At 62.1% G+C, this 22183-nt stretch carries 15 protein-coding genes; 1 reads left to right on the forward strand and 14 read right to left on the reverse strand.

Annotation, left to right across the window (positions count from 1 at the left end; genetic code table 11):
• The first annotated feature begins 36 nt into the window (after positions 1-36).
• The gene (gene ispG / locus IT350_07920) at positions 37-1128 is read left to right on the forward strand and encodes a flavodoxin-dependent (E)-4-hydroxy-3-methylbut-2-enyl-diphosphate synthase (GenBank protein MCC6157966.1); all 1092 of its coding nucleotides are present in this window, start codon (positions 37-39) and stop codon (positions 1126-1128) included.
• Positions 1129-1136: 8 nt separating this feature from the next.
• Here the strand turns inward: ispG and IT350_07925 are convergent, their stop codons facing one another.
• The 14 genes from IT350_07925 to IT350_07990 form a co-directional block, all read right to left on the reverse strand.
• Positions 1137-2897, reverse strand: coding sequence for a hypothetical protein (locus tag IT350_07925; GenBank protein MCC6157967.1), 1761 nt, complete (start codon positions 2895-2897; stop codon positions 1137-1139).
• Between the two features lie 43 nt (positions 2898-2940).
• The gene (locus IT350_07930) at positions 2941-4125 is read right to left on the reverse strand and encodes a hypothetical protein (protein MCC6157968.1); all 1185 of its coding nucleotides are present in this window, start codon (positions 4123-4125) and stop codon (positions 2941-2943) included.
• A gap of 59 nt (positions 4126-4184) precedes the next feature.
• Positions 4185-7526, reverse strand: a complete 3342-nt coding sequence (locus tag IT350_07935; protein ID MCC6157969.1) for a hypothetical protein — start codon at positions 7524-7526, stop codon at positions 4185-4187.
• Positions 7508-8497, reverse strand: coding sequence for a hypothetical protein (locus IT350_07940; GenBank protein ID MCC6157970.1), 990 nt, complete (start codon positions 8495-8497; stop codon positions 7508-7510). Before IT350_07940 ends, IT350_07935 begins: the two co-directional genes overlap by 19 nt.
• A 16-nt stretch (positions 8498-8513) precedes the next feature.
• Positions 8514-9065: a hypothetical protein gene (locus IT350_07945; GenBank protein ID MCC6157971.1), complete on the reverse strand. Its 552-nt coding sequence runs from the start codon at positions 9063-9065 to the stop codon at positions 8514-8516.
• Between the two features lie 12 nt (positions 9066-9077).
• Positions 9078-10463 carry a hypothetical protein gene (locus tag IT350_07950; GenBank protein MCC6157972.1) on the reverse strand — a complete coding sequence of 462 codons (1386 nt, stop codon included), beginning with the start codon at positions 10461-10463 and terminating at the stop codon, positions 9078-9080.
• A 49-nt stretch (positions 10464-10512) separates the two neighbouring features.
• Positions 10513-11313, reverse strand: a complete 801-nt coding sequence (locus IT350_07955; protein MCC6157973.1) for a hypothetical protein — start codon at positions 11311-11313, stop codon at positions 10513-10515.
• Complete coding sequence (locus IT350_07960) at positions 11310-14600, reverse strand: hypothetical protein (protein ID MCC6157974.1); 3291 nt, start codon at positions 14598-14600, stop codon at positions 11310-11312. The genes IT350_07955 and IT350_07960 overlap by 4 nt, the downstream gene beginning before the upstream one ends.
• A 23-nt stretch (positions 14601-14623) precedes the next feature.
• Positions 14624-16126: a hypothetical protein gene (locus tag IT350_07965; GenBank protein MCC6157975.1), complete on the reverse strand. Its 1503-nt coding sequence runs from the start codon at positions 16124-16126 to the stop codon at positions 14624-14626.
• Positions 16123-16644 (reverse strand): hypothetical protein, encoded by a 522-nt coding sequence (locus IT350_07970; GenBank protein ID MCC6157976.1) that lies wholly within the window; start codon positions 16642-16644, stop codon positions 16123-16125. Before IT350_07970 ends, IT350_07965 begins: the two co-directional genes overlap by 4 nt.
• Before the next feature lie 255 nt (positions 16645-16899).
• Positions 16900-17817 (reverse strand): phosphatase PAP2 family protein, encoded by a 918-nt coding sequence (locus IT350_07975; protein MCC6157977.1) that lies wholly within the window; start codon positions 17815-17817, stop codon positions 16900-16902.
• A gap of 183 nt (positions 17818-18000) precedes the next feature.
• On the reverse strand, positions 18001-20052 hold the full coding sequence (locus tag IT350_07980; protein ID MCC6157978.1) for a hypothetical protein: 2052 nt from the start codon (positions 20050-20052) through the stop codon (positions 18001-18003).
• A gap of 6 nt (positions 20053-20058) precedes the next feature.
• Complete coding sequence (locus IT350_07985) at positions 20059-20817, reverse strand: hypothetical protein (protein ID MCC6157979.1); 759 nt, start codon at positions 20815-20817, stop codon at positions 20059-20061.
• Positions 20818-20845: 28 nt separating this feature from the next.
• Positions 20846-22183, reverse strand: a complete 1338-nt coding sequence (locus tag IT350_07990) for a hypothetical protein (protein ID MCC6157980.1) — start codon at positions 22181-22183, stop codon at positions 20846-20848.

Genomic DNA, 22183 nt, shown 5'->3' on the forward strand with positions numbered 1-22183 from the left:
GGGGCTCTTTGTTCCCCGCCCGGTGGAGGAATGTCGATGAGTTCCCGACGTCAGACTCGACAGTTTCGACTAGGATCGACCACGATCGGCGGCAGCGCGCCGGTGACCGTTCAGACCATGACCAAGACCGACACGCACGACGTGCCGGCGACGATCGCGCAGATCCACGAGATCGCCACCGCGGGATGCGACATCGTACGTCTCGCGGTGACGGACATGGAAGCCGCCGAGGCACTCGGTCCGATCAGGAAAGCGTCGCCGATTCCGATCATCGCGGACATCCATTTCCAGTACAAACAGGCCCTCCAGGCGCTCGAGTCGGGCGTGGACGGACTTCGTCTGAATCCGGGCAATATCGGCGCGCGCTGGAAGGTCGAGGAGGTCGTGAAATCCGCCCGGGAGCGCGACGTACCGATCCGCATCGGCGTGAACTCAGGCTCCATCGACAAGGACCTTCTGAAAAAGCACGGCGGCCCCACGGTCGAAGCCATGGTGGAATCCGCCATGGAGCACGTGCGGATTCTCGAGGAGCTCGACTTTCACAATGTGAAGGTCAGCCTGAAGGCGACCAACGTGGACCGGTTCATCGAGGCGAACCGGCGCTTCGCCGAGCTCACGGACATCCCCCTGCACCTCGGCGTGACGGAAGCCGGCACGATCTGGTCGGGCACGATCAAGAGCACCGCCGGACTCGCCGTGCTGCTCCACGAGGGCATCGGCGACACGCTGCGCGTCAGCCTCACCGGCAATCCGGTCGAGGAGGTGCGCGTCGGCTGGCAGATCCTCAAGTCGATGGGACTTCGCGACCGGGGGATCGAAATCATCTCGTGCCCGACGTGCGGGCGGCTCGAGATCCCCATCGAGGAGATGTGCCACACCTTCGAGCAGCGGCTCGCGCACATCGATCACCCGTTCCACCTCGCGATCATGGGCTGCGCGGTGAACGGCCCGGGCGAGTCGCAGGAGGCGGACATCGGCATCGTCGCCCACCACCGCGCCGAGATGCAGCTCTTCAAGGACGGCAAGTTCTGGCGCCGCGCGAGTTACGACGAGACGATTCCGCTCGTGGTCGAGGAGTTCGACCGCAAGCTCCGGGAAGTCCGCGAAAAGGGCGAACAAGTCCAGTAAAGCCCGCCTCAGTTGGTCCGGCGCTTCATGGACTTCTCGTATCGATAGAGACTGTTGAAGGTCCGTGACGCCGCGAGCAGGTTGAGGGCGACGACACGAACCGCTGCCGCGATCCCCATGGCGACCACCGCGAACAGCACCCAACGTCCGATGGTTCCGGCTCCCGACGACGCGATCTCCCGAACCAACCGCGCATCGGCCGGCAATCGTTTCACGACATCGTCGAATTCGGGGAGCTTGGAAATATCCGCGATCCGGGATGCGCGGTCCAGCAACGCCGTCGCCTCGTCGGTTTGCCCCTGATCCAAATATTTCCCCGCCTCTCGGACCATGGGCGCGGCGATGTCGAGCAATGCGGCTTCCCGCCACTCTCCGGCGAAATGAGCGAACCGCCCCTGGCCGATCGCGTTCATCCCGCGATCCTCGATCCGAACACCGCGAATCACCTCGCCGTGCCGATCCCTGCACAGCTCGATCCAGCGGGCGCGCTCGGCGAAATCGCCGCCCGCGGCGGCGAGGGCGGATTCCGAACACACGGCCCCCCGTTCGAGGGCCGAGACGCACCCGAGGGCTGCAAAAATGCCGCCCAATTCGCCGACCCCCGACCGATCACTCGACACGAATGGCTTGCTCGTGAGCAACGCCTCCATGACGGGAGACGAACGGCCGGAACCGGCGGAATCGCTCTTGACCCGCTCGACGAGATCCGCCGCAGCCCGGTTCGCGAGCCCGATGTCGGTCGAAGAAAACGCCATGACGCGATCGTATCCCCAAAGGACCCAGAATTCGCGCCCATCGTCGCCCGCATCCGGGCTTGCACGATCGGCGTACCGTTCCCGCAGCATCCGGGCGATCGGCCGATCGACGTCGTCCAGCGTCCGCAGGGCGATCGCGCGGTCACCGTCCAATTCGCGCATGTCCGCAAACCGTTTCGCGGTGATGGCGATGCCGGCCCAGATCCACGCCGGATCGAAATCGAACCTCTCGCCGATTTGCATGACCTCGACGCAGTCGGCCGCGGCGCGACGCCCGTAAATGCCGCAGAGTCGATCCGCGATCGTTGCGGCGTTTCTCCATGCCTCGAATGCCAGGGCGCCGTTTTGCGCGGCCAGTCCGGCCACCCCGACGGCGTGGAAGGTTGCGACCTGCGCCCTCAGGGATTCCCGATCCTCGGGCGTTTCCAGAAGGATCCCGGATGCCCGGTTCAGTTCGCGCGTCGCCCTTTCCACGTTTCCCGCACGAAGTTCCGCAAGACCGAGATTGTAAAAGATCGGCCAACGATCGTCGTGCTCGCGACCTCGGGCGATGCCGTCGAGGATCGCGGCGCATGATCTGAACGACTCGGTTGCGGATCGGCCGTCGTGCGGGCCCAGCTCTCGAAGTCCGGTCTCGCAGGCGCTTTTCGCCTCGTGGAAACGGCGAGCCGAGGCCGGCTTCTTCACGCGAAACGTCCTCGCCACGCCCTCCTGCCAGATCATCGCCGGCGGCGGGGGTTCGGCGGTGGGCGAGCCTGGATCGAGGGCGGCGATCAGCGATGCGGTCTCGAAGGCCCTGAGCATGCGGGTCTCCGAGACCTCCGACTCCACGATCGCGCCCTGCGTCATGGTGTCCGCCTCGATCTTCCGTCGTTCGGCGTCGTCGTACTTCGGCACGATCAACAACCACGCCGCGAACGAGAGAACCGCGAAAACGAGCAGGGAACCGAGCGTAATCGCCGTCGCCGGCGGCAGAAATCGGCCCGGACCGAATAGTCGTTTGCTTCGTGACATGGCTCATCCGTGTCGTCGTTCGGCAAAGGCCGTAACGATCGCGTCAGAGACGCACCGGCTTCCAGTGCGACTTGTGGAACCACTGATGAAAACGCATCAGATCCACCGTCGGCAGGGTCGCGCGACCGGGACGTGTGGAGGTGATGTAGTCCAGCGCGGGCAAAACGCCGATGTCGTCGTCGGGGTATAGGTGCCGGTCCTCCTTGCGAAAGGACTGCACGAAGTCGAACTTGAAATGCCGGACGTTCATGCGCATGAGGTTGTAAATGTCCTCGGCGTTGCGCATGGCGAACTCGGTCGGGTTCGGCGGATTCGGGTTCAGGCTGTATCTGCGTTCGTCCGTGCCGCGAATCCACCCGACGCTCTCCAGTCGATCCGCTTTGGAGAACAGGATCAGGAACGGCGCTCGAATCCTTGGGCACTCCTTGGCGATATTCCAGATGTTGTTTCGGGTCAGACCGGCGGAGGACAGCTCGATCCGGTCGAGAATCGCCGCCCGGATGAACGACACCGCATCGCGGAACAGGTCGAACTGCTGCTGAATGTTCTCTTTCGCGACAATGTCCACGAGGTCCACCATCATGACGAACCCGCGGCATTGTTTTGCCCATCGCTGAAAGAATCGGTACGAGTCCTTCGCGTGCTCCGGGTTCAACATCAGTTTCCCGAATGCCTCGCCCGCGACGTCGATGAAGTGCCGCCCGCCGAACGAGAACAGATTGGCGTCGTCGGCCTGTGTGGGCGCCACGCTGTCGATGCTTGGGATTGCGTAGATCAGCTCCTGCTCGGCCTCCGTGAACGGAACTCCGGTCAATTTTGCGTGACGCAAACGGGCCACCGCCATCAGGGTCGTCTTGCCCGACTGCGACGTGCCAAGAACGCCGTAGCACTCGTCGCCGCCGGCGAGGGCGGCCTCGATCTCGGGAATCGTCCTTTCCCACGGCAGCCGTTCGTGCGTTTCCTGCACGGGCGAAACGGTCTCGACCGGAGGCGCCCATCGAGGCAGGGGATCGATTCTCGAAGACCTCGGCACCGGGTCCGGCAAAACCGGGACCTCGAATTCCTCGACCCTTGACGACTGCTCCGCGACATCGGCGGCTCTGCCGGCGCGGTATTCGTGGTCGACACCCGCGCTCCCGTCGTCGCCGTCATGGCCGCCGTCGGATCCGTTTTCGTCTTCCCCATCTCCGTCGCTGTCGCCGTCGTTCTCGTCCGTTTCCATTCTCATGTCCCACTCACCGGGAGCCGATTCGAATGGCGATTCCGGCGTCCCGGGTTTTTTCCTTGTCATGACGCTCCTCCTGTCGTGAAGAGATCGCGGCGCATGAGATCGAGCCGCGCGCGCTCCAGCGGCGACTCGCTCACCGTTTCGACACGCAATTCGTTTCCGTCGAGACGCGGTGCGCCCGCCAGGTCGTGCTCCCGGACCGGACGGTTCGCGGCCACCTCGAACGCTTTGGAGATTCTCTCCCCGGTCGATTCGATCGCTTGATGCCGAATGAACGAACGGTCGATATCCTCCCAGCGGAAAGACATTCGTCGGACGGCGTGCCACGGAGCGTGTTGCAATATCTGAACGACGACGCGTCCGAGGGCGGGCTGACAGCCGAGAACCTCAGGCGAACGCATTAGATCGTCGATCGCACCGTGAATCTCGGATCGTCGTCGCGGCGACCCGACACCGGGTGAGCTCCCGCCGAGGGGATCGACGCCGACCAGGTCGCGGACAAAGAGATCAAAGGTTTCCGCCGCCCAGGTTCGATCCCGGTATCGGCGCGCGGCGACGTCGATGCCGAGTACGCGAAAAGTATTCGCGCACGGCGTATCCACGAGCCGCAACTGCGCGAGCAGCGTCCGAAAGTTTCCCGCGGCCATGCCCGACGAGGGACCGCGCGCGCCGCTCCCGAGCTGACCGATGATGTCCCCGAGCGTGGTTTTCAGCGCGATCGTCCCTTCCCGCGTGTCGCCGCACGACAGCCTCCATCGCCACATCGCGAGGTCTTCTGCGAGGGAAGCCGCTCGCCCTTCGTCAAGCGCTCCGGTGTCGGAGAGCGAATAACGGGTTCGCGCGATCAGAAAAGGTGAGAAGTGTTTCCAGCCCGTGGTGTCCTGTCTGAAGACCGTGCGGCACCGGTGCTTGACGACATCCCAGACGTCATTTTCCGCGAGCGCGGCGCTGCCGGCGATCACCTCGCAGATCCACGGCAGGATCGCTGGGTCCCCACGGGTCAACCAGTCCTCGACGAAGACGCAAAACGCTTGACCTTTCAGGCGGCGCGCGAGCGTTTTCACCTTCTCCCGCTCCTCCCGGGGGGAGCGGCTGACGGAGAATGGCCCCCGCAGAATTCGCGTGGCGAACAGAGCGCCGAACCCTGTCAGATGCGCGGACGACGCCTCGGCACTCCGCAATCGGACCTGCTGTTCCGGCGTCAGTCGCGCGATCAGCCGCTCCAGGTGGTCGAGCGCGCCACACACGCGATCGTCGGTCGGATGGCTCCCCTGCAGCCACGTCCGCGCATCGTCTTCGACGACCGTTGACGACAGCGGGTGCATCCCGACGGCGTCGCGAAGTGCGTCCTCGATCTCGGGCGATCGTTCCACCGAACACGTCCAATAACGTCGCGCGAGATCGAGGATCGTTTTCGTCCCAACGTCCGCATCGAAATCCAGCAAATTCCCGGCGAGGCGAATGAGCAGATGCGCCGCCTCGACGGGATTCGCATACGTAGTGCGGTCGCCAAAGAACCCGTTCGCCGCGTCCTTCGCGAACTTTCGCACGCGCTCGTCCCCGAGCCACTTCGATTCGGGCCGGAGTCGTCGGAGGAGTTCGACAACCGATTCGCCGCTGATGAACGCCGAGTCCAGATCGTCGATCTGCGTTTCGAGCGGAGCGAGAGCCGCCTGGACGTCCCGAAAGCGGCGCGTCCAATAGTCCAGCGGTGTCAGGATGTCCTTAAGGAGCAGGGCGTCGGCGACCACAACCGCGGCGTCCCCCGTGTCGCGACGCAGGTGCGGAAAAACGCGATCGAGGAACCCCGGTTCCTCGCGCTCCCGTTGGCCGAGCGCGTCGATGTACCGAAACGCGGCTTCGTGACCGACCGCCGCCAGTCGGCCGATGGCCATGGCCGCGACGCGGCGCAGTCGCTCGGAATCGGTGGCGGCGAGTCGTTCGCCCCACTCGGCCAAGCGGTCCGGTCCGACAACTTCGACGAAAATCGGCACCGCGCCATCGGAAAAAGAAGTCCCTCCGCGACGCACCAAGATCGGTTCGAGTTCGAAGAGGACCTCGAGAAGCGCAAGGCGTTCGCGGTCATCGGCCCGGCGAATCCGCGTCCCGATCGAAGTGACGCAGATTTGAAGGAGCGGCAAATCGACGTGTTCCCCGATCCGCGCGACTTTATCGCCGCCGACGATCGGCCCCCAGTCCGGCGTCGACACCTCGTCGTGCGTCCCAACGTCGCCGTCCCCCGAAACGGCTGCGGAATGGCCGAGCACCAACGCCTCGGAGAGTCTCGGCCACGCCGCGTCGAGCCAGCCGAACGGAGCACCCGCCTCGGAGTTCCAGGCGACCGCGAAAGCCTCGCGCACCTTTGGAATGTCCCCGGGTTTGGTCGCGGCGGCATCGAGCAGCGCGTGACAGCGGATCAGCGTTCGTGCGGCCCGGCGTCGCTCGTCGTCGGCCAGCAACGAAACCGTCGCACCGGCCGTGGACACGATGGAGTACAGGCGCGCGGGCCGCTTCACGCGCTCGGCCGCCTCTCCCTCACGCGGCCATCGCGCGAGGCCGAACGATTCGGCCAGCCATTCACGCATGTCGTCGTCGAGCGGTGGTTGGTCGTCGTCGCGTTCGGGGAGAGGCCGGATGGCGGAACCCGCGGTTTTCGCGACGGCCTTCACACAGTTCGACGGGCTCCACGCGAAGCCCGGTTCGAGCGGAAATTCCGCGCAGGCGAAGGTGTCGTACGCCAGCCGGCCGCGATCGGCTGGGGGAAGGACCAGAGCGGCGTGCGCGGCGACGATCGCGTCGCAGTCCAAGTCGCAGAGCAACACGGTCCCCGTCGCGGATGCCGCGCGCGCGATTCGTTCCGCGAGGATCGCCGTCGTGACCGGATCGGACTTCCACCATTCCCCGAGCTGCCAGCGACGGGCGGACTCGTCCGTAATTCCCGCCGGCAGGTGAAGGAGGAACCGGGATGCCTCTCCCAGAGCGTGCGTACGGGTGAGCAGATCCTGGCAGGTGATGCGCGGGCCCGTCGCTCCCGATTCGGACACCGGCGCGAGTTCGACGCCCTGCGCCAGCAGCAGTCGGGGGTTGAACCCGAGCCGCGACGCCGTCTCCGCGATCAGGACCAGCGCGACGCAAGCGATCCGGTGATTCGGCCCCTCGCCACGACGGCCGACACTGCGACGAACGGAAAATACGTATCGGCGCTCGTCGAACCGTCGAAACGCCCAGGCGTTCCCGTTCGGTTGCGCCTGAATAGCGCCTCCCACGCCCGATCGTCGCTCCAGCGCACGGACATCCGCACTGCCTAGACCGGCGGACGCGGCCACCGTCTGGTAGCCCGGCACGCGCGCGTTCGGCGGAGCGTCGTAGCTCCAGATGTCGATCAGTTCGGCTTCGGGCATGGATTCGGAGGGGTTGTGAGCTTGCGATCCTTTTCCTTCGGCTTCCAGAGGTCGTCCGTAGAAGTCGAAATTTGGGACATGATTATAATCCGACGAAAGTCGGCCGTTCCAGGAAGGACTTTTTCGTAACCGATGCAACGCTTCTGAATTTGTTGTCGAAAATATTCAACCGCATGCCCCATTCGGCCCGACCAGTTATCTTTATTTATTTGACTGGGGTTAAGAGATTTTTCTAAACCGTGAACAACTACACTATAGATGAGTTTTTCGAAATCTTCTATTTTCAGTTCATCTGACTTCAAATCCACGATCCCACTACCACCCTTTGACAAATTATTCAATTTGTCATGTTGATCGCCGTCAAACAAATAAGTTCTATTCGTTTGGCCATATACCTGATGAAATATAATGTACGACAACGTCTCCGCGTTTATATTTTCAAAAAGCCATTTCCGAAATTGCCCTTTCAGATCGGGAGTGTCAGACTCACTGAGCAAAGTGGAAGTGCCTTCCCGCTTTTCAGACTCAGTCTTGGCGTTGCTTTCACGCGAGACTTCACTTCGTCCGACATCGTAAGTTCTTTCATCGCTATCTTCTGCTCCTGAGCCTGCAATAGATTGCCTGGGCTGAACTCCTGGATTCCACCTCTCCTGCATAATCATCCAAAAATTGAAAACACCAAGCCCCAGAAGGCTGATGACGAATGATAGCTGCACGAAAGGAGAGACACGGGACCACCAAGCACCTTTCCTTTCTAATTCACTGCCAACATTTTTCTGATAGTACCTTCCAATTTCGTCTCTGACGATGCGTGGAATATCCTTAACGACTTGATTGCACGACATGCGTATTTCGTCGTCGATCCTGGCGACGCATTCATCTAGACGACCGGCGGCGGACTCCAATCGTCGAAGTTTCCTTTCGAAATCGTCGTCCACCGGCTGTGTCACTTCAAATTCTTCGTTAGACATTTCCGTGCCTCCTTAATCAATTTCCCTTCATCACCGCGATCACAAATGGCAGCACATCGTTCCAGCCCCACTCCGGCGAGGTGTCCGGATAGAGCGTCTCCCGAAGCTGCTCCGCGCGGCGATCGAGCCGGGCGAAATCGACGATCGACGGGGCGAGCCGCTCGTCCAGGAAAAACGCCGTCATGTCATTGGTGAGCAGGGGGATCTTTCCACCTTCGGCATGTTCGCGAATCATCCACGCGAAGATCCGCCGGTCGACCTCCTCGACGCCGTGAACCGCTGTTTCTCGCAGCAACTCGCACAGGGGCAGTGAGAGCCCCGATTCACAACGACTCAGGACCGACATCGTCCCGTCGCGAATCGCGGCGGACATCGTTGTCGGCTGATATCGCACGTACAGCGAACGCAGAAGCAGATCCCGTTCGCGGCTTACGCGGGTCAGTTCCCGTTCGGGCGATGACTCGCATCGCGCGTTCATGGCGATGACTCCGAGAATCAACGCCACCGCGGCCGCGCCGCAGACGGCGATGACGATCGACTCGGGATCTCGGCGGCGTTCGTTGCGCAAGGGCGTCGTCTCCTACTCAACCTCGAGGGCGTAATTGACGGAGGGGCAGCGAGCGTTCAGTCCGGCTTGGCCCAGAGCCTCGACCACTCGGTCGAGATAGAGCGTTCGACCGAGGTTTTCCGGGCGCGTGTCGTCGTCCGTGGACCATTGTCGCCACCAGACTTCCGGCGACGCGGAGGGTCTCGCGTGAAAGATCGCTTTCGTCGCGAACGGCGGATCGGCTCCGCCGCCACGGTCGGGCACTCGGGAACAGTCCACCTTCAGCAGGATCCGCGACTCCCGATCGACGAGCGCAACGACGTCCTGCTCCTGTTTGTCGAACGCCAATTCGGTCTCCAATTCGCGGAAAAGGTTCTGCACGTTCGGAAACGCCGACTCGCCGTTAAAGCCGAACGTTCCGGCGACCGGCGTATACTTCTCTCCTTTTCGATTGACGCAGATCAGCCGATGTCGCAGCGTCCGCGGCTCCGGCGCTTCCAACTGTTTCGTGATGAGCGGCCATTCGCCGGCGGCGAGCTTGAATCCGGAATGCCGCGTGGCGCGAAAGCGGCATTCGGGCATCGGGGCGAACTCGACCGCGTGAATCTCGGATTCGACGTCGGGATCCACGGTCGCGAGCCTGTTCGCCGAGTCTTGGAGATCGACAACGACCTGGTTGACGAAACGCCGCCCGGCGTCGGGATGATTTGCGACGACCCAAATGTACGCGGGACGGAAAACCCGTGTGCCGGGAGGCGGGTCCACGACGACATGATGACCGTTCACATCGAGCCGCTCCGAGGGGATCGGACCGACCAACTCGCTGCGGAACGCCACGAGCCAAAGGCCGCGTCCCTCGCCCAGCACCCGGCGATCCACCGCGTCGATCAGGCATCCATAGTCGTTGCCCCGCACGCAGCTCGCGGCGGCGCCCTCGGTCGAGGCGACGTTGCGAAAAGTAACCGACTGCGTGCCGTCGGTGACGAGGACGAGCAGGTCGTATTCGGCCGGATCGACCTTCTCGAACACATCGGCCAGCCGCGTACTTCCGCCGTCGAACGTGCGGTTGCGCTCGAAGTCGGTGTCCGGCAGGGCGTATTCGCGGAGCGACGCGATCGGTTTTGGGACGCTGAATTCGCCTCCGATCGACGACATCATCGGTTCGCGAACACCTCCGAAGGCGCTCATGTCGTTGAGCAGGTGCTCGGCGAGGTAGAGTTGGATCACCGTACGCCGATGACGCCGGTCGGACCCAAAATACGAGCGCATGCTCTGCGAGGTATCGAGCACGATCAGAGCGTTGCCCGCGGGCGGCGAAGATTGCGCGTTCTCGACATAAAGGGGGACGTCGAAAGTCTTCGGGAGCGGCGGCGTCCGCGGACCGCCGCAGGCGGCGAGACAGGCCGCGAAAGCGACCAACGCCGGACATCGGGCAAAACGCGGGAGCACCTTCCGCGGGACTGCGACATCAGTGCACATTCACGACGCCCTTGTTGGTGACCTTCCACCTGCCGTCCGGTCCCCTCTCCACTTCAGACAGGGAGACCAATTCGTTGACGTAAATGTCCGCATTCCCGGACGGAGGATGCCGGTCGTACCATTCGACGATTTCGGAGCCGTGACCGCTCGGTCGTGGAATGCAGACGCTGCGCTGACGATGGTCTCCGGCGAGACCCACGAAGATCGCTGCCCACGATTCGATCGATTTCCTGACGTCCGACAAGGCAAGGTTCATCCGTATGCGATCGTTGAAGATCTTGAATGCGTCTTCTCCGCCCGCGGCCTTCTTCAACTGCTCGCGCTGGGAATCCCAGACTTCTTTCATTCGAACTCTGAGTTCACCGAACAACGCGTCGAAATCGATCGGTGGCTGCTCGTGGGCCACGTCCGATTCCCGAACCATCGCGCCGGCCGCCAAGGAACCGGGAGAGCGCTGTTCAAGGGAACGAAGCCGTTCCTTCAAACCTCGGATAGCGGTCTCAGTTCCGAAATTTGCTGTCACGCACTCGCGGATCTGCCGCTCGACGTCATTCACCCTAAACAAACTCGCACTCTTCGCTGCCGCCTGTTCCGCCGAGGAAATTCGGGAAATGACGTCGTTCAGGTTCTGTTCGATTCTCTGGAACCGCCGATCAATGTCGCCGTCACCTGTGGTCGGCATTCGCCAACGTCGATACAGATCGTGCAGAATCCAAACGAGCACCACCGCATACGCAAGCACTCCCGTTGCGCCGATGGCGAGCATGAGGATCGAAAGCGCGGCGTTCATTTCGTTCCCGACAGCGCCCGATCCCTCGCGATACTGCTGTAGTGCCACTTGAGATGAGGCAGGTAGTACCGCGTGAGAAAAATCTTCAAAGGGCTTTCGAACAGCGTCGTCTTGCCGTGTACGGAGTTGTCGAAAAAGACCGGAATGTCGCTTCCGAACTGCTGCGCCATTCGTTCGTCGATGTGCAGGAACTCTTCACAGTTTCGGAATCGCTCGCGAAGGACTGCCGCATCGACCGTAACCGTCGGAGCTGATGTCTCGATCACAGCCGGAACGCGATCGTTTTCGTGAAGGTCGCGGTCCGCGATCCGGACGGGGAGCCCGATGACCGAACATACGCCCGACCTCGGCGACAGGGGCCACTGGGGGTTCATTCGTCGGTTTGCCCCGGTCTGAAGGGCCCGAAGCGCTCCGATGGCGGTCGTGGCCTTCGTGTTCAGCGTCCGGTCCGTCGGCCCGGAGACTTCGATATCGTACGTCCGGCCGCCGTCCATTCGCGCATTCAGATTCGATTGAATGTCGGGGTAGATGGTGTCGAGCGACGAGAGACCGCGCCACATCCGCCAACCGTTGCCGAGTGCGTGGACGTGAATCTTCTTGGCGTGTTGACCGCCGTCGAAGGTGTCCCATGCGCGAATGAGGGAGGTCACGTATTCGAGAATGCCGTTGAAAAAATGATAAATCGCCTGTTCGAGGATGTCACGGGCCGACTTGTCCGGGAGGTTTTTTACCCAGGGAGCGCCCGACTGAATCCACTCTCGCGTCAGGGCCATTCGCAACATCTGGTCGATGCGGTTGTCGTCGTGTTCATTGTCCTTCACGACGCCGTCGAGATGTCGTCTGATGGTGTTCCATCGCGACTGCGCCGCCGCGGGCATCGCGTGTTTGTCGGCCAGGATTTCGACGAGGTCATCTCCACCAAATCGAAGGCTGTCGATGAAAAACAGCTTGTCGGGATTGAGAAAGAACGCGATGTCGGTGGTGCCACCCCCCACGTCGATCACGACGTGGCGGGAATCATCTTCGGATCCCGCCGAACCCAACGCTCCCGCCCGGGACTCGTCGATCATGTCCGCGCGCGTGAGGGAGATCCCCGTGACGTCGCTGATCTCTTTCTGGATGTCGTCCCACGCCTTCACGTATTCGGCGCGCATGGACTCGTCGAAAGCCAATGGGAACGTCACGACCGCGGACACCGATTCGCAGTGGTCTCTGGCCACCAGACTCGCGACCACCAGTTCCAGAATTCCCGTCAGGTATTGGACGATGAATCGGGCGCGGGCACTGTCCCACCCGAACAATTCGTTCTCCATCGTCCACTTGAAGTTGGTGACGTAGCGTCGGCGAACCGCCTTGTCCGCCTCGGTCGCCGTGAACGACTCGTCGCCCGCGTCCTGTTGCGGCAACAAGTACGCGATCCTCGGGTTTCGGATCGTGAAAGCGTCGAGCGGTCGGTCCAAATCGGGAAGTTGGATCGTGGGACGATGGAACACGAGTTCGGACGGGAAGGTTTGGGGCGCCGGGCGAAAACGGGTGAGACAAAGCCATCGCCGCGTACTTTCGACCACGGCGCGCGCCGTTTCGTCCGCGTCGAGCGATTCACCGGTAAAGGCGTCGTAACTGAGTTCAAGATAACCGGGAGTCGTTTCCTTGGTCGAATCCACCGCCACGTACGTGTTCGATGTGCCGAAATCGACCGCGATTCGACGCAGGGCCCCAGGGATTTTCTTGATCTCGGGAACATACGAATCCGGAATCCGAAAGTACCCGGTTTCGGCATCTTGAACGTCGTTTCGATCCGGTCGCCACTCCATTCCGAAGTAGCTGGGTATGAACCCCATCCTTCGCGCGGGGGCGCTGTGCATTTGGCCGGTGGTTCTTTCGTCCGTCGGCAAATCGGAAACGAATGTGGTGGTTGCGCGATCCTCGCCCACGAGCCAGATGCGCGGGTGGTTTTCGTGCAGCGCAGTCTGCGTGAATAGGGCGTAATGGAGGTTCCAACCCTCGACTCGGAACCTCGGCCAGAGTGTGAGGCGTACGTTGTATCCATCATCCCCTTTGACCGGCAGTGTCACGCGCTTGTCGCCCGTCATCCCCTTCAAGCGGAACCGATAGGCGGCTGTCGAGCCGGTCGGCTGCGTGCATTCGCTGGATTCGACGATCGGAAGGTATTCGCGATAAAATGGCAGGTCCGGGAGACGAGTTCTGCCCGGCGGGCCAAGGCGTACGACATGGGGAACTAGAGTGTCTTCCGGTTTGAGAATTCTTCCCCGAACGATGACCACGAACTTGCCGATGTGATATGCCACCTGCTGTTGACCGGGATCGGGGGCCACACGTACGAAGTGCGGCGGTCGCCAGTCGGGATCGTTCCAGATCAGGAATTCCTTGCGTCCATTGCGTTCGAGTAACGCGAGTCCTCCGGGCAGCACAGACTCCCATGCGTGACGACTCCCGCACACGCACGGCACGCTCGGCGCCGCGCCATGGATGACCGGGGCTTCCGTGTGCTGGATATCCAACAGGTTCTTCACGCATTTCGGGCAGTAAAAGATGTGCCCAATGAACTGCGGAATCCGCGATCCCGGCGGCGTGGAGCGCAGCAGATCCGGATTGGCCGGCGGGATGATGGTGCGCGACTCGACCCAATTTCGCGCCAGTTCGGACACGATCCGGAGCGCGTTGACGTCCTCGACGAGCACGCTCTGCGCCATCGCCCTCGCCCACTCATCGAAGATCCACGCCGCCCGGGTTTCCAGATTTTGGTGCTCGTGCGCGTCCGTTCGATGTTTGTAGTCGTCCAGGAGCTTCACGACCGCGGCGTCGATGTCGGCGATGTCGCGGGCTTCGAGATTCGGGGTTGGAAACAGAAATGTGGGATCGTCGGCGACGGCGACGACACGGCGATCCCACGAGTAGAGCACGAGGTGGGTCTTCCCCCTTCGCCTCGGATCCTGCCCGATCAGTTCGCCGAATACGCCGAGCCGCCCGATCGGAATCTCCGTCACGTCGAGCACGCCGAGAAACGCGGCGCGCACGAGCGTTTCGAGCTGCGTGCGAGCGGCTATATGCTCCGGCTTGGTCACGGGGAGCCGAAGAGCCCACTGAAACATGAACTGGCGCGCGTAAATCGCCGGAATGCCAGTGGGGTCAAGCCCATCGTGCGGCATCAGAATCGATTCGATGTTCTGCGGGTCGATCCGATTGCGTCCAGGATCGTTGAATACCGGCCACTCCCGATCGGGATCGGGCAGGACGGGGCGGATCGCACTCGCATGTCCGTTCATGGCGGATCTCCGGTTTCAGGAATTCAGGCGCCTGCGCGAACGATGCCTTCCAGCGCCGTTTGAAATACCGATTCGATCTGATTCGCCAGCGCTTCCACGTTGCGGATCTGGGGCGTGCGGGCGTCGCCGATCTTCAGGCCGCCGTCACCCCGGAACGCATCGTGGAAAAACGTGGTCGGAAATCGCTGATAATCCTCGAACTTCGATCCGCGCGGTCGCAGATCGTCGCGCGTGAATTCGAGAAACCGCTCTCGCTGGATCCCCTCGCGAGACTCGCCCTGCGGGGCACGCGGACCGCCGAAAAGCCAGTCCATGACGCTTTTGTAGTGCTTGAGTCGCGCCTCGACGACGCCGCGAAGACGCCCGATGACCGCGTCTTTGCTAGTGCCGGTTTCCCGTGCAATCCGTTCCACCGCGAGCCGGAGTCGCGCGGGCACGACGCGGTTGGGGAAAAAATCGAGGGTCGTGGAGGGCAACGGAGACAGGAACTCTCGAAAACTGCGCATCATGCTTTCGCGGCCGATGAACACGGTGATGGCCTTGCCGAACGCAATTGCGGGCGCGTCGTTTCCCAGTCCCTTGCGAACCGGATAGTCGAGCAGATCCGCGCCGTTCTCTTTTTTCCAGTACGACATGAAATTCCCGGTCCCCAGTGCGTCTCGCACGGTCGGCGCGGAATCCGCCGACAGGCTCTCGTGCGCCATCAGAGCGGCCAGCAGATTGATGGGATGCTGATGCTCGGGCTGATCCCGATAGGCGCGTGAATAGACCCGCTCCTCGAAGTCCGATCGGCCCAAAAACACAAATTCGTCGATCCCTCGCCTAAACTCGTCGCCGTAGTACGCGAGGCCGCCCTCGGAGTTGCGGATCAACTGCTCGTGTCGGATCGTCGGTTCGCCCTGTTGAGCGGGATGCTCCGAAACTCGAAGTTGGAACCAGGGCATCAGGCACAGCACGGACACGCGGTTGTGCGTGGGCGCCAGTCGTTTGAAGTATCGGGCGAACGTCGGCATGACGCCGGCGCCCGTTCCGCCGTAGTTCGAGCCGACGAACGCCACCGATTTCGTCTCCTGGCGTTTGAGAGCCTCCGACACGTTTTTGAATTCGACGTCACCGCCGAAGTCCGCGGCGTTCTCGACCAGATGGATCTTTTTCGCGGCGATCGCGCTGGCGATGGCAGGAAGACCGAAAAATCCGTGATGCGGGTCGCCGTTCAACTCATCTGCCGAGTAGAATGCGCGAAGAACCAGGTCGATTTCCTCGGCGCCGCCATCCGCCAAAACGCGCGCGTTGGATGAATCCTGCCGCGCGAGATGCGGAAACGGCACGATGTGCGGAGTTCCTTCGCCCCGCTCGCGGCCGGTCAGATTCGCGTACAGCGCGATCGACTCTGTGAGCGGCCCCGAAACATCGGCGTCGATGACGTAGAACGGCGCCGGCTTGAACCCGGCGATGAACGCGAGGCGCAGGTAATTCAGCAGGACGGTCTGACCGGTGCCGCCCACGGCAAAAAAATAACAACTCATTTTTCTTCTCCGATGGAGGAGATTCCCCGACCCAAGAGACCCAGAATCCAGTAAACCGCGTAAATCGCGAACCCGCCCAACAGAAGGGGGAGGAGCAGGATTGTCCCTGGCATGTTGTTGAACATCATCCAGCGGGCAAAATCCGGCATGCTTGTCGCTTTACAGCCCGAAAATTCGATCAGGCGCCAAAAACTGACGGCCACCGCGAAGGCATTCCACATCCAAAGCATCGGAGTGAAGTGCCGCCAGAGATCGTCCTTGTCCGACGCAAGATCGTTCTCTCCGAAACGATAGGGGCGCATTCGTTTTGCGAAGACGAACGCCAGCGCCACCGCCAGACCCGCGCAGACAAAGACCAGCGAGCCCAGCAGCACCGGCGACCTGGCGCCCGCGGAGTTGCATACGTTCTCGTCGATGGGCGGCGCAAGGGAAGGAAACCATCGTTCCACTCCGGATGCGAAGATCGCCAGCAAAAGACAGAAAAATCCAACGACAAATACCGTCGATTTTCGAAACATCAAAAGACCTCGTGAAGATTTGCCTGTCTTTTTTTACTTAACCCTCAACGCGGAACCTGTCAACATAAAATTTTTTCCACAACGCGATGAATTAGGATTGCCATAATCTAGTCGATCACCTAATAATATATTTATGAATTGCGATAGCTCACAAGCTGAGCGAAGTTATTTCGACATAACATATCAAGACTTCGCGGCGTCTCTTCCCGGAGGCGCGAAGAGGCTTGAAAGATCTTTCGGGGCTTGTGATGTTCTCTATCGCAAATTCGCGATGCGGCTCGCGTAGCGTTCCCACCACTCGCGGCCGTAGTTCGCCGTGCGTTCGAACGCGGCGTACCGATAGACGGCCAGATAGACCACGGTGACCGTGGCCATGGAGGCAACGCTGTCCACCACGTAATGCTGTTTGGTGAGCACGGTCGACGCCGCGATGGACAATGCATAAGCGATCGCGAGAGCGCCCCATCCCCGGTGGACTTCCCAGATCACGAGACCGCACATGAGCACCATGGCGACGTGCATCGAAGGCAGGCAGTTCACGGGCGGCGTATCGGCCCGGTAGATGACGTCGAGCACCCATGTCGCGAAATCGGTAACGGCGAATTCGGGCCTCGCGATGGTGACGGGATAGAGAAGGAAGATCGGCCAGCAGATCCCCATGACGGCCAGATAGGCGACCACCGCCTTTTTGTACGCCATGTCGTCTCGAATCAGGACCAGCGGGATGAAGTACATCGGATAAAGGCCGAGGTACACAAAGGTCCAGTTGACGGCGAAGGGAATCCGCCTCTCCAGCGCGAAGTCGAACGAGTGCAACTCATTGTAATTGAGGAACTTTTTGATGACGAAGTAGCCGGCCGCCCAAACGCCGAACATCAGGAGCGTCACGACACCCTGCCCGTACGGCGCGAACGAAACGGACGGGCGATACCCCGCGCGACGCAGTCGCCACGCGGTCCACAACAACACGGCGACCGCCGGCCACGCCGTGCCGAGCAGAATCCAGTTGAGCGACGTCAAATGGACGTGGAAAACTTGATCGAGCGCCAGCAGGACCAGCATGTGCGGGCACAGAACGATCATGTAAGTCAGGACGGCGGAACGAACGGGATTGTCCCTCAAGGAAATCGTCAATTGTCCGTTCGACTGCGCAAATCGGTCCAGTATCGACATGCGCTGCTCCTTGGCGCGCCCCGGCGCGCGCGAATTGCCGGTCCTTCAAGCCATACGACAACCGGTTTGTTCGGCGGTTCGACCGCACCGGCCGGAAAGTCGTTTCGGGTTCCGCGCCTTGTGTACGCGACGCGGCAAGGTCGTGTCAATTCTAGCACGAAACTTCGCGACCGGAGCGGGGACTTAGCTGCCCGGACCCGACCCGCGCTGCGCGATTACCGGATCGAGTTCGCACCGGACGATTTCGCTGCGCCCTGTCACATAAAGCCGTCGATGCCCCGCGTCCCAGACCATGGTGCGGGCTTCCTTTTCGGGTCCCTGCCAAGTGGCGACGAGATCACCGGACCTGGAATCGAGTGCGATCACCTGGCCCGAGAAAAAGTTGGCCGTGAACAGAAGTCCGACCTCCGGCGCGGAGGCTACGGCTCGAATCCACGGCAGCGCCGGGAGGCGGCGTCGACGAGTCAGGGTGTCCATGTCCATCACGTCGATCGCCCACGCCGTCGGCCTCGCGACGAACAGGGATCGTTGCGGGTCGTCGCTCGCCATGCCCAATGAAAACGGACCGAGCCATGCGGCGCGCGCCTCGCCGATTGCTCCGTGAGGATACCGATCCACCCTCGACAAAATCGACGAATAGAACCAGCCGGACACGAAATAGTGCTGGTTCGCGTCGGACATGGTGAGGTCATAAGGCAACATCGTGCCGATTCCGACATCGTGGATGCCGCAGGACTCCATATCCATCTCGTAAATCTTGCCGACCATTTCCTGAATCGCGACGAAACGCCCCGTCCGCCCTGACGGGGCAATATCGACCCAGCGCCCCATCGGACATGCACGGATTCTCGACAGGGATTCCAGGTCGAATTCGGCCGTCGCCGCGGGCCGAATCGGCAGCGGCTCCTTTAAAAAAGCGATCACACGGCCAGCGGACTCGTCCACGAGCAGGCGCTCGGGAAGCATGTCGAGTCGTTCCGACCACTGGATCGTCCCCGTTTCCAGATCGAGCCGTCCGATGCGCCGGCCGAATTTGTCGCAAAACAACAACGTCCGCCCGTCCGCCATCAACTTGATGTCGTAGATCTTGTGTGGACCCGATCGCTCCCCCTCCGGCAGCGATGCGATTGGAAAGAACGAGGTGCAGGGGACTGGCGGTGTGCTCCGGTAGTTGGTCGGCGTTCGGCCCCAATCCTGCGCAAGGCCGAAGATCGAGAAGACGACCGCGACCGCGACCGCTTTGCGAATTATGACGTTACTCCCCGCAAGATATCGGCCCACAAGCCGGTTCGTGAGGAGGAGCACCCCCAGCAGGGTCGAAACGGCCAGCCAATGGATCAGGACACTGGGATCGGACACGACCATGCGGTTTTGCGCGGGGTGTCCGATCACCGCGATGATCGTCGCGGTCGCACCGGCGATCAGCGCACCCGATGCGCCGCCGCCAAGGCGCCAGACAACGAGCGCCACAGCCGCGACCGCCGACGCCGACCACATGGCCGGCGCGAAAATGAGCAGTGCCAAGATCGTGAAGAAGATGGAGGCGGCAGTCAACACGCGCAATCCCAACTCGAACCATGGGCGGAAGTCGTCGATCAGGACCACCCCGAGCAGCGTCGCGATCCCGACCCAAGTTGCGGCATCGCCGAACGTCGAGGGATTTCCGGGCTCGGAGAAGCCCACTCGGATCAGGAGCGCGACGACGATCAGGACGAAAATTGCTTTCGCCGCGCCCATTCCACCTCGCCGGGCCTCCCGCCCCACGAGCACGCATACCAAGCACGCACGCACCGTCGGTCCGGAGAGCAGGACGGTCAGGAGGAAGCATGCGAACACGCCCCACGCCAACGATCGCGCCAGCCAGCCGAACCACGCGAGGACTCGATCGGGATCGTCGGCGCGCAAGGGATGTCGGCGTATCCGGCGAAGGATCCACCGTCCGATCGCCGCAATCGCCAGGGGCGGCAGCAACGCGAAACCGATCGCCAGCGCGATGGAACCCGCCAGCCAGAGCCCGCCGACCACGTACTCGCGTCCCCACGAGACGAACGACGAAAGGGCGCACACGATCAACGTCGCGGGCAGCCATCGCGCCCAGCGGGTGCGTACATCGAGTCCGCCGAAAAACAGCTCGCGAATTCCGACGGATTCGGTGTCCGCGACAGGACGCCGGCTACCGGGCTCGCGTGTCGGAATCGCGAAGATTCGTCTCGCCTTGTCGATCAACGATTTCACGAAGGATCAATCCGAATCGCCGATGCCCCATTCGAGCGCGATGTGGCTCGACTGGCTGACCGTACCGTCGTCGCCGCTGCCGCTCGTCTGCTGGACGAAGATCTGCACGTCTCCCGCGATCGGGTCCGCTGCGGTGGATTGGAACATCGCCGTCACCGCGTCGGGGACGGCCCCTTCGACGGAAACGATCTCGAAGTCGCCCGCGAGTGCGTATGGATCGAAATCGGTCGCGACTGACGGCGTGGCGAGTCCAGAGCCGCCCGAAGCCAGGGATTGCACCAGCGTTGCCGGAATGCTCTCCGCGAACGCTCCGTCGTCCGTCTCGACGCCGAGAGCGATGTCAATCTCCAATCGGTGCAGGCAATCCATGGCGATCTCCGGTCCACCCCCGTCGTCGTTCGGAACCGATTCGACCTCGCGGACTTCGCCGCCTTCATGATCGAAGGTGACGGTGAGCTGCGTCTCGCCGCCCAGCGGCGACTGCGTCAACAACGAGGTGTCGTCGCTCCACGTCGCGGTTACGGTAAAACCGCCGCCGGTGACGTCCAGCACGTCGTCCGCCGACACGCCGACCAGAGCGCTGACCGCGTCCGACCCACCCATAATCGTCGACGTTTCGTCACAAACCTCGTAAGCGTTTTCGTCGTCGTCATCATCGTCGTCATCGCCCGACGAGTCGTCATCGTCATCATCGCCGCAGGCCGGGGCGCACGCGATCAGCGCAACGACCAGTCCGAACAAAAGCCATCTTTTCGCGAACGACATGTGCGTCCTCCTCTCCCGACATCGAAGGTCAGGGAAGCGTCAGATCGTAAAGCGCCTGGACCAGGAGCTGAGCCACCGGTTTGAGGCCGTCCGGCGAAGGATTGTAGAACCAATACCCGACCGGAACGGGGATCGCGGGCAGCGTCAGTCCCGGGACGTAAGACGCGATGAGTTCGAGCACGAAGTTCAGGTCGTCCAGCGGCAGCCAATCCGGAAGCAGCGGATGAAGATCCTCGGGCCCGGAATCGAGCAACGCGGGACCGAGATCCTGCGTCAGGATCAGAGCATCGACGAGCACGTTGTTCTGATGCGGCGCGAATACGCCCATGTACGGCAGACGGTAGGGCTCGCCCTCGTCCCACGCGCCGTTTTCGTTTTCATCGACGTACGCCGTCACGTCGTCTTCCTGCGGGTCCGTTTCCGCGCGCACCGCCGCAAAACCCGCCGTCACGTCGAGACACGCGAAGCCGAGCGACACCGCGCCGCCCTCGAAATCCTGCTCGCCGCCGGACACGAACTTCAGGAAGTCGGGGTAGTTCGGATCGGCGAGCATGTCGAGCAGAATTCCCGCGAAGTAGTGCGCGATCTCGACCGGATCGTACCCGCCGGGCCATACCGTCAGCGCTTCCCAATCCGCTTCCAGGTCGATCGACACGAGGAAGTGCTCCACGGCGTCCGCGGCGTTCACGATCGCCGACAGGTTGTGCACGTCGGCGATGTCCCACTCACCGCCGGCGTCGATCACCACCGTCTCGCCGTCCACCCACAGCGGCATCGGGCTCACGAAAAGGCGCACGTCTTCGTGTTGCGCGACGATCTCGGCGGCCAGCGAGATCAGATCCGCATTCATCGGCAAGAGTTGATCGCGAATCGTCTGCTGGAGAGCCGTCCAATCGATGTCCGGAAATCCACCTGCCATCGCGAGCACGACCGGCAGTTCGGCGAAGAGATCCTGAACGCCGGCGAGGAGTAGCCCGAGCTTGGCGTCGCCAAATTCCGGGCATACGTCGATCGCGTCCTCGAAGGCGTCCATCGCCGCGTCGACATCGCGGATTCCGAGGGCGTCGATGCCGTCCTCGACCAGCGGGTCGTACGTGGACCAGTCGCAGACCGGCGTCGTGTCGTCGTCGCCCGTGTCGTCGTCCGCGTCGTCGTCGGCATCGTCATCCGGCAGCGGCGGCCACGTATCGTCATCGCCGGTATCGTCGTCGCCCGTATCGTCGTCCGCGTCGTCATCCGTGTCGTCGTCGGAATCCGCTTCCGGCGAATCGTCATCATCGTCGTCGCCGCATCCGCAGCCCGCGACGACGAAATTGAGCAACACGAGCAAAATCACGAATACGAAGCGCTGGAGTTGCGTCGTCAT

This window comes from Deltaproteobacteria bacterium, from assembly GCA_020845895.1.
Lineage (GTDB): Bacteria > Lernaellota > Lernaellaia > JACKCT01 > JACKCT01 > JADLEX01.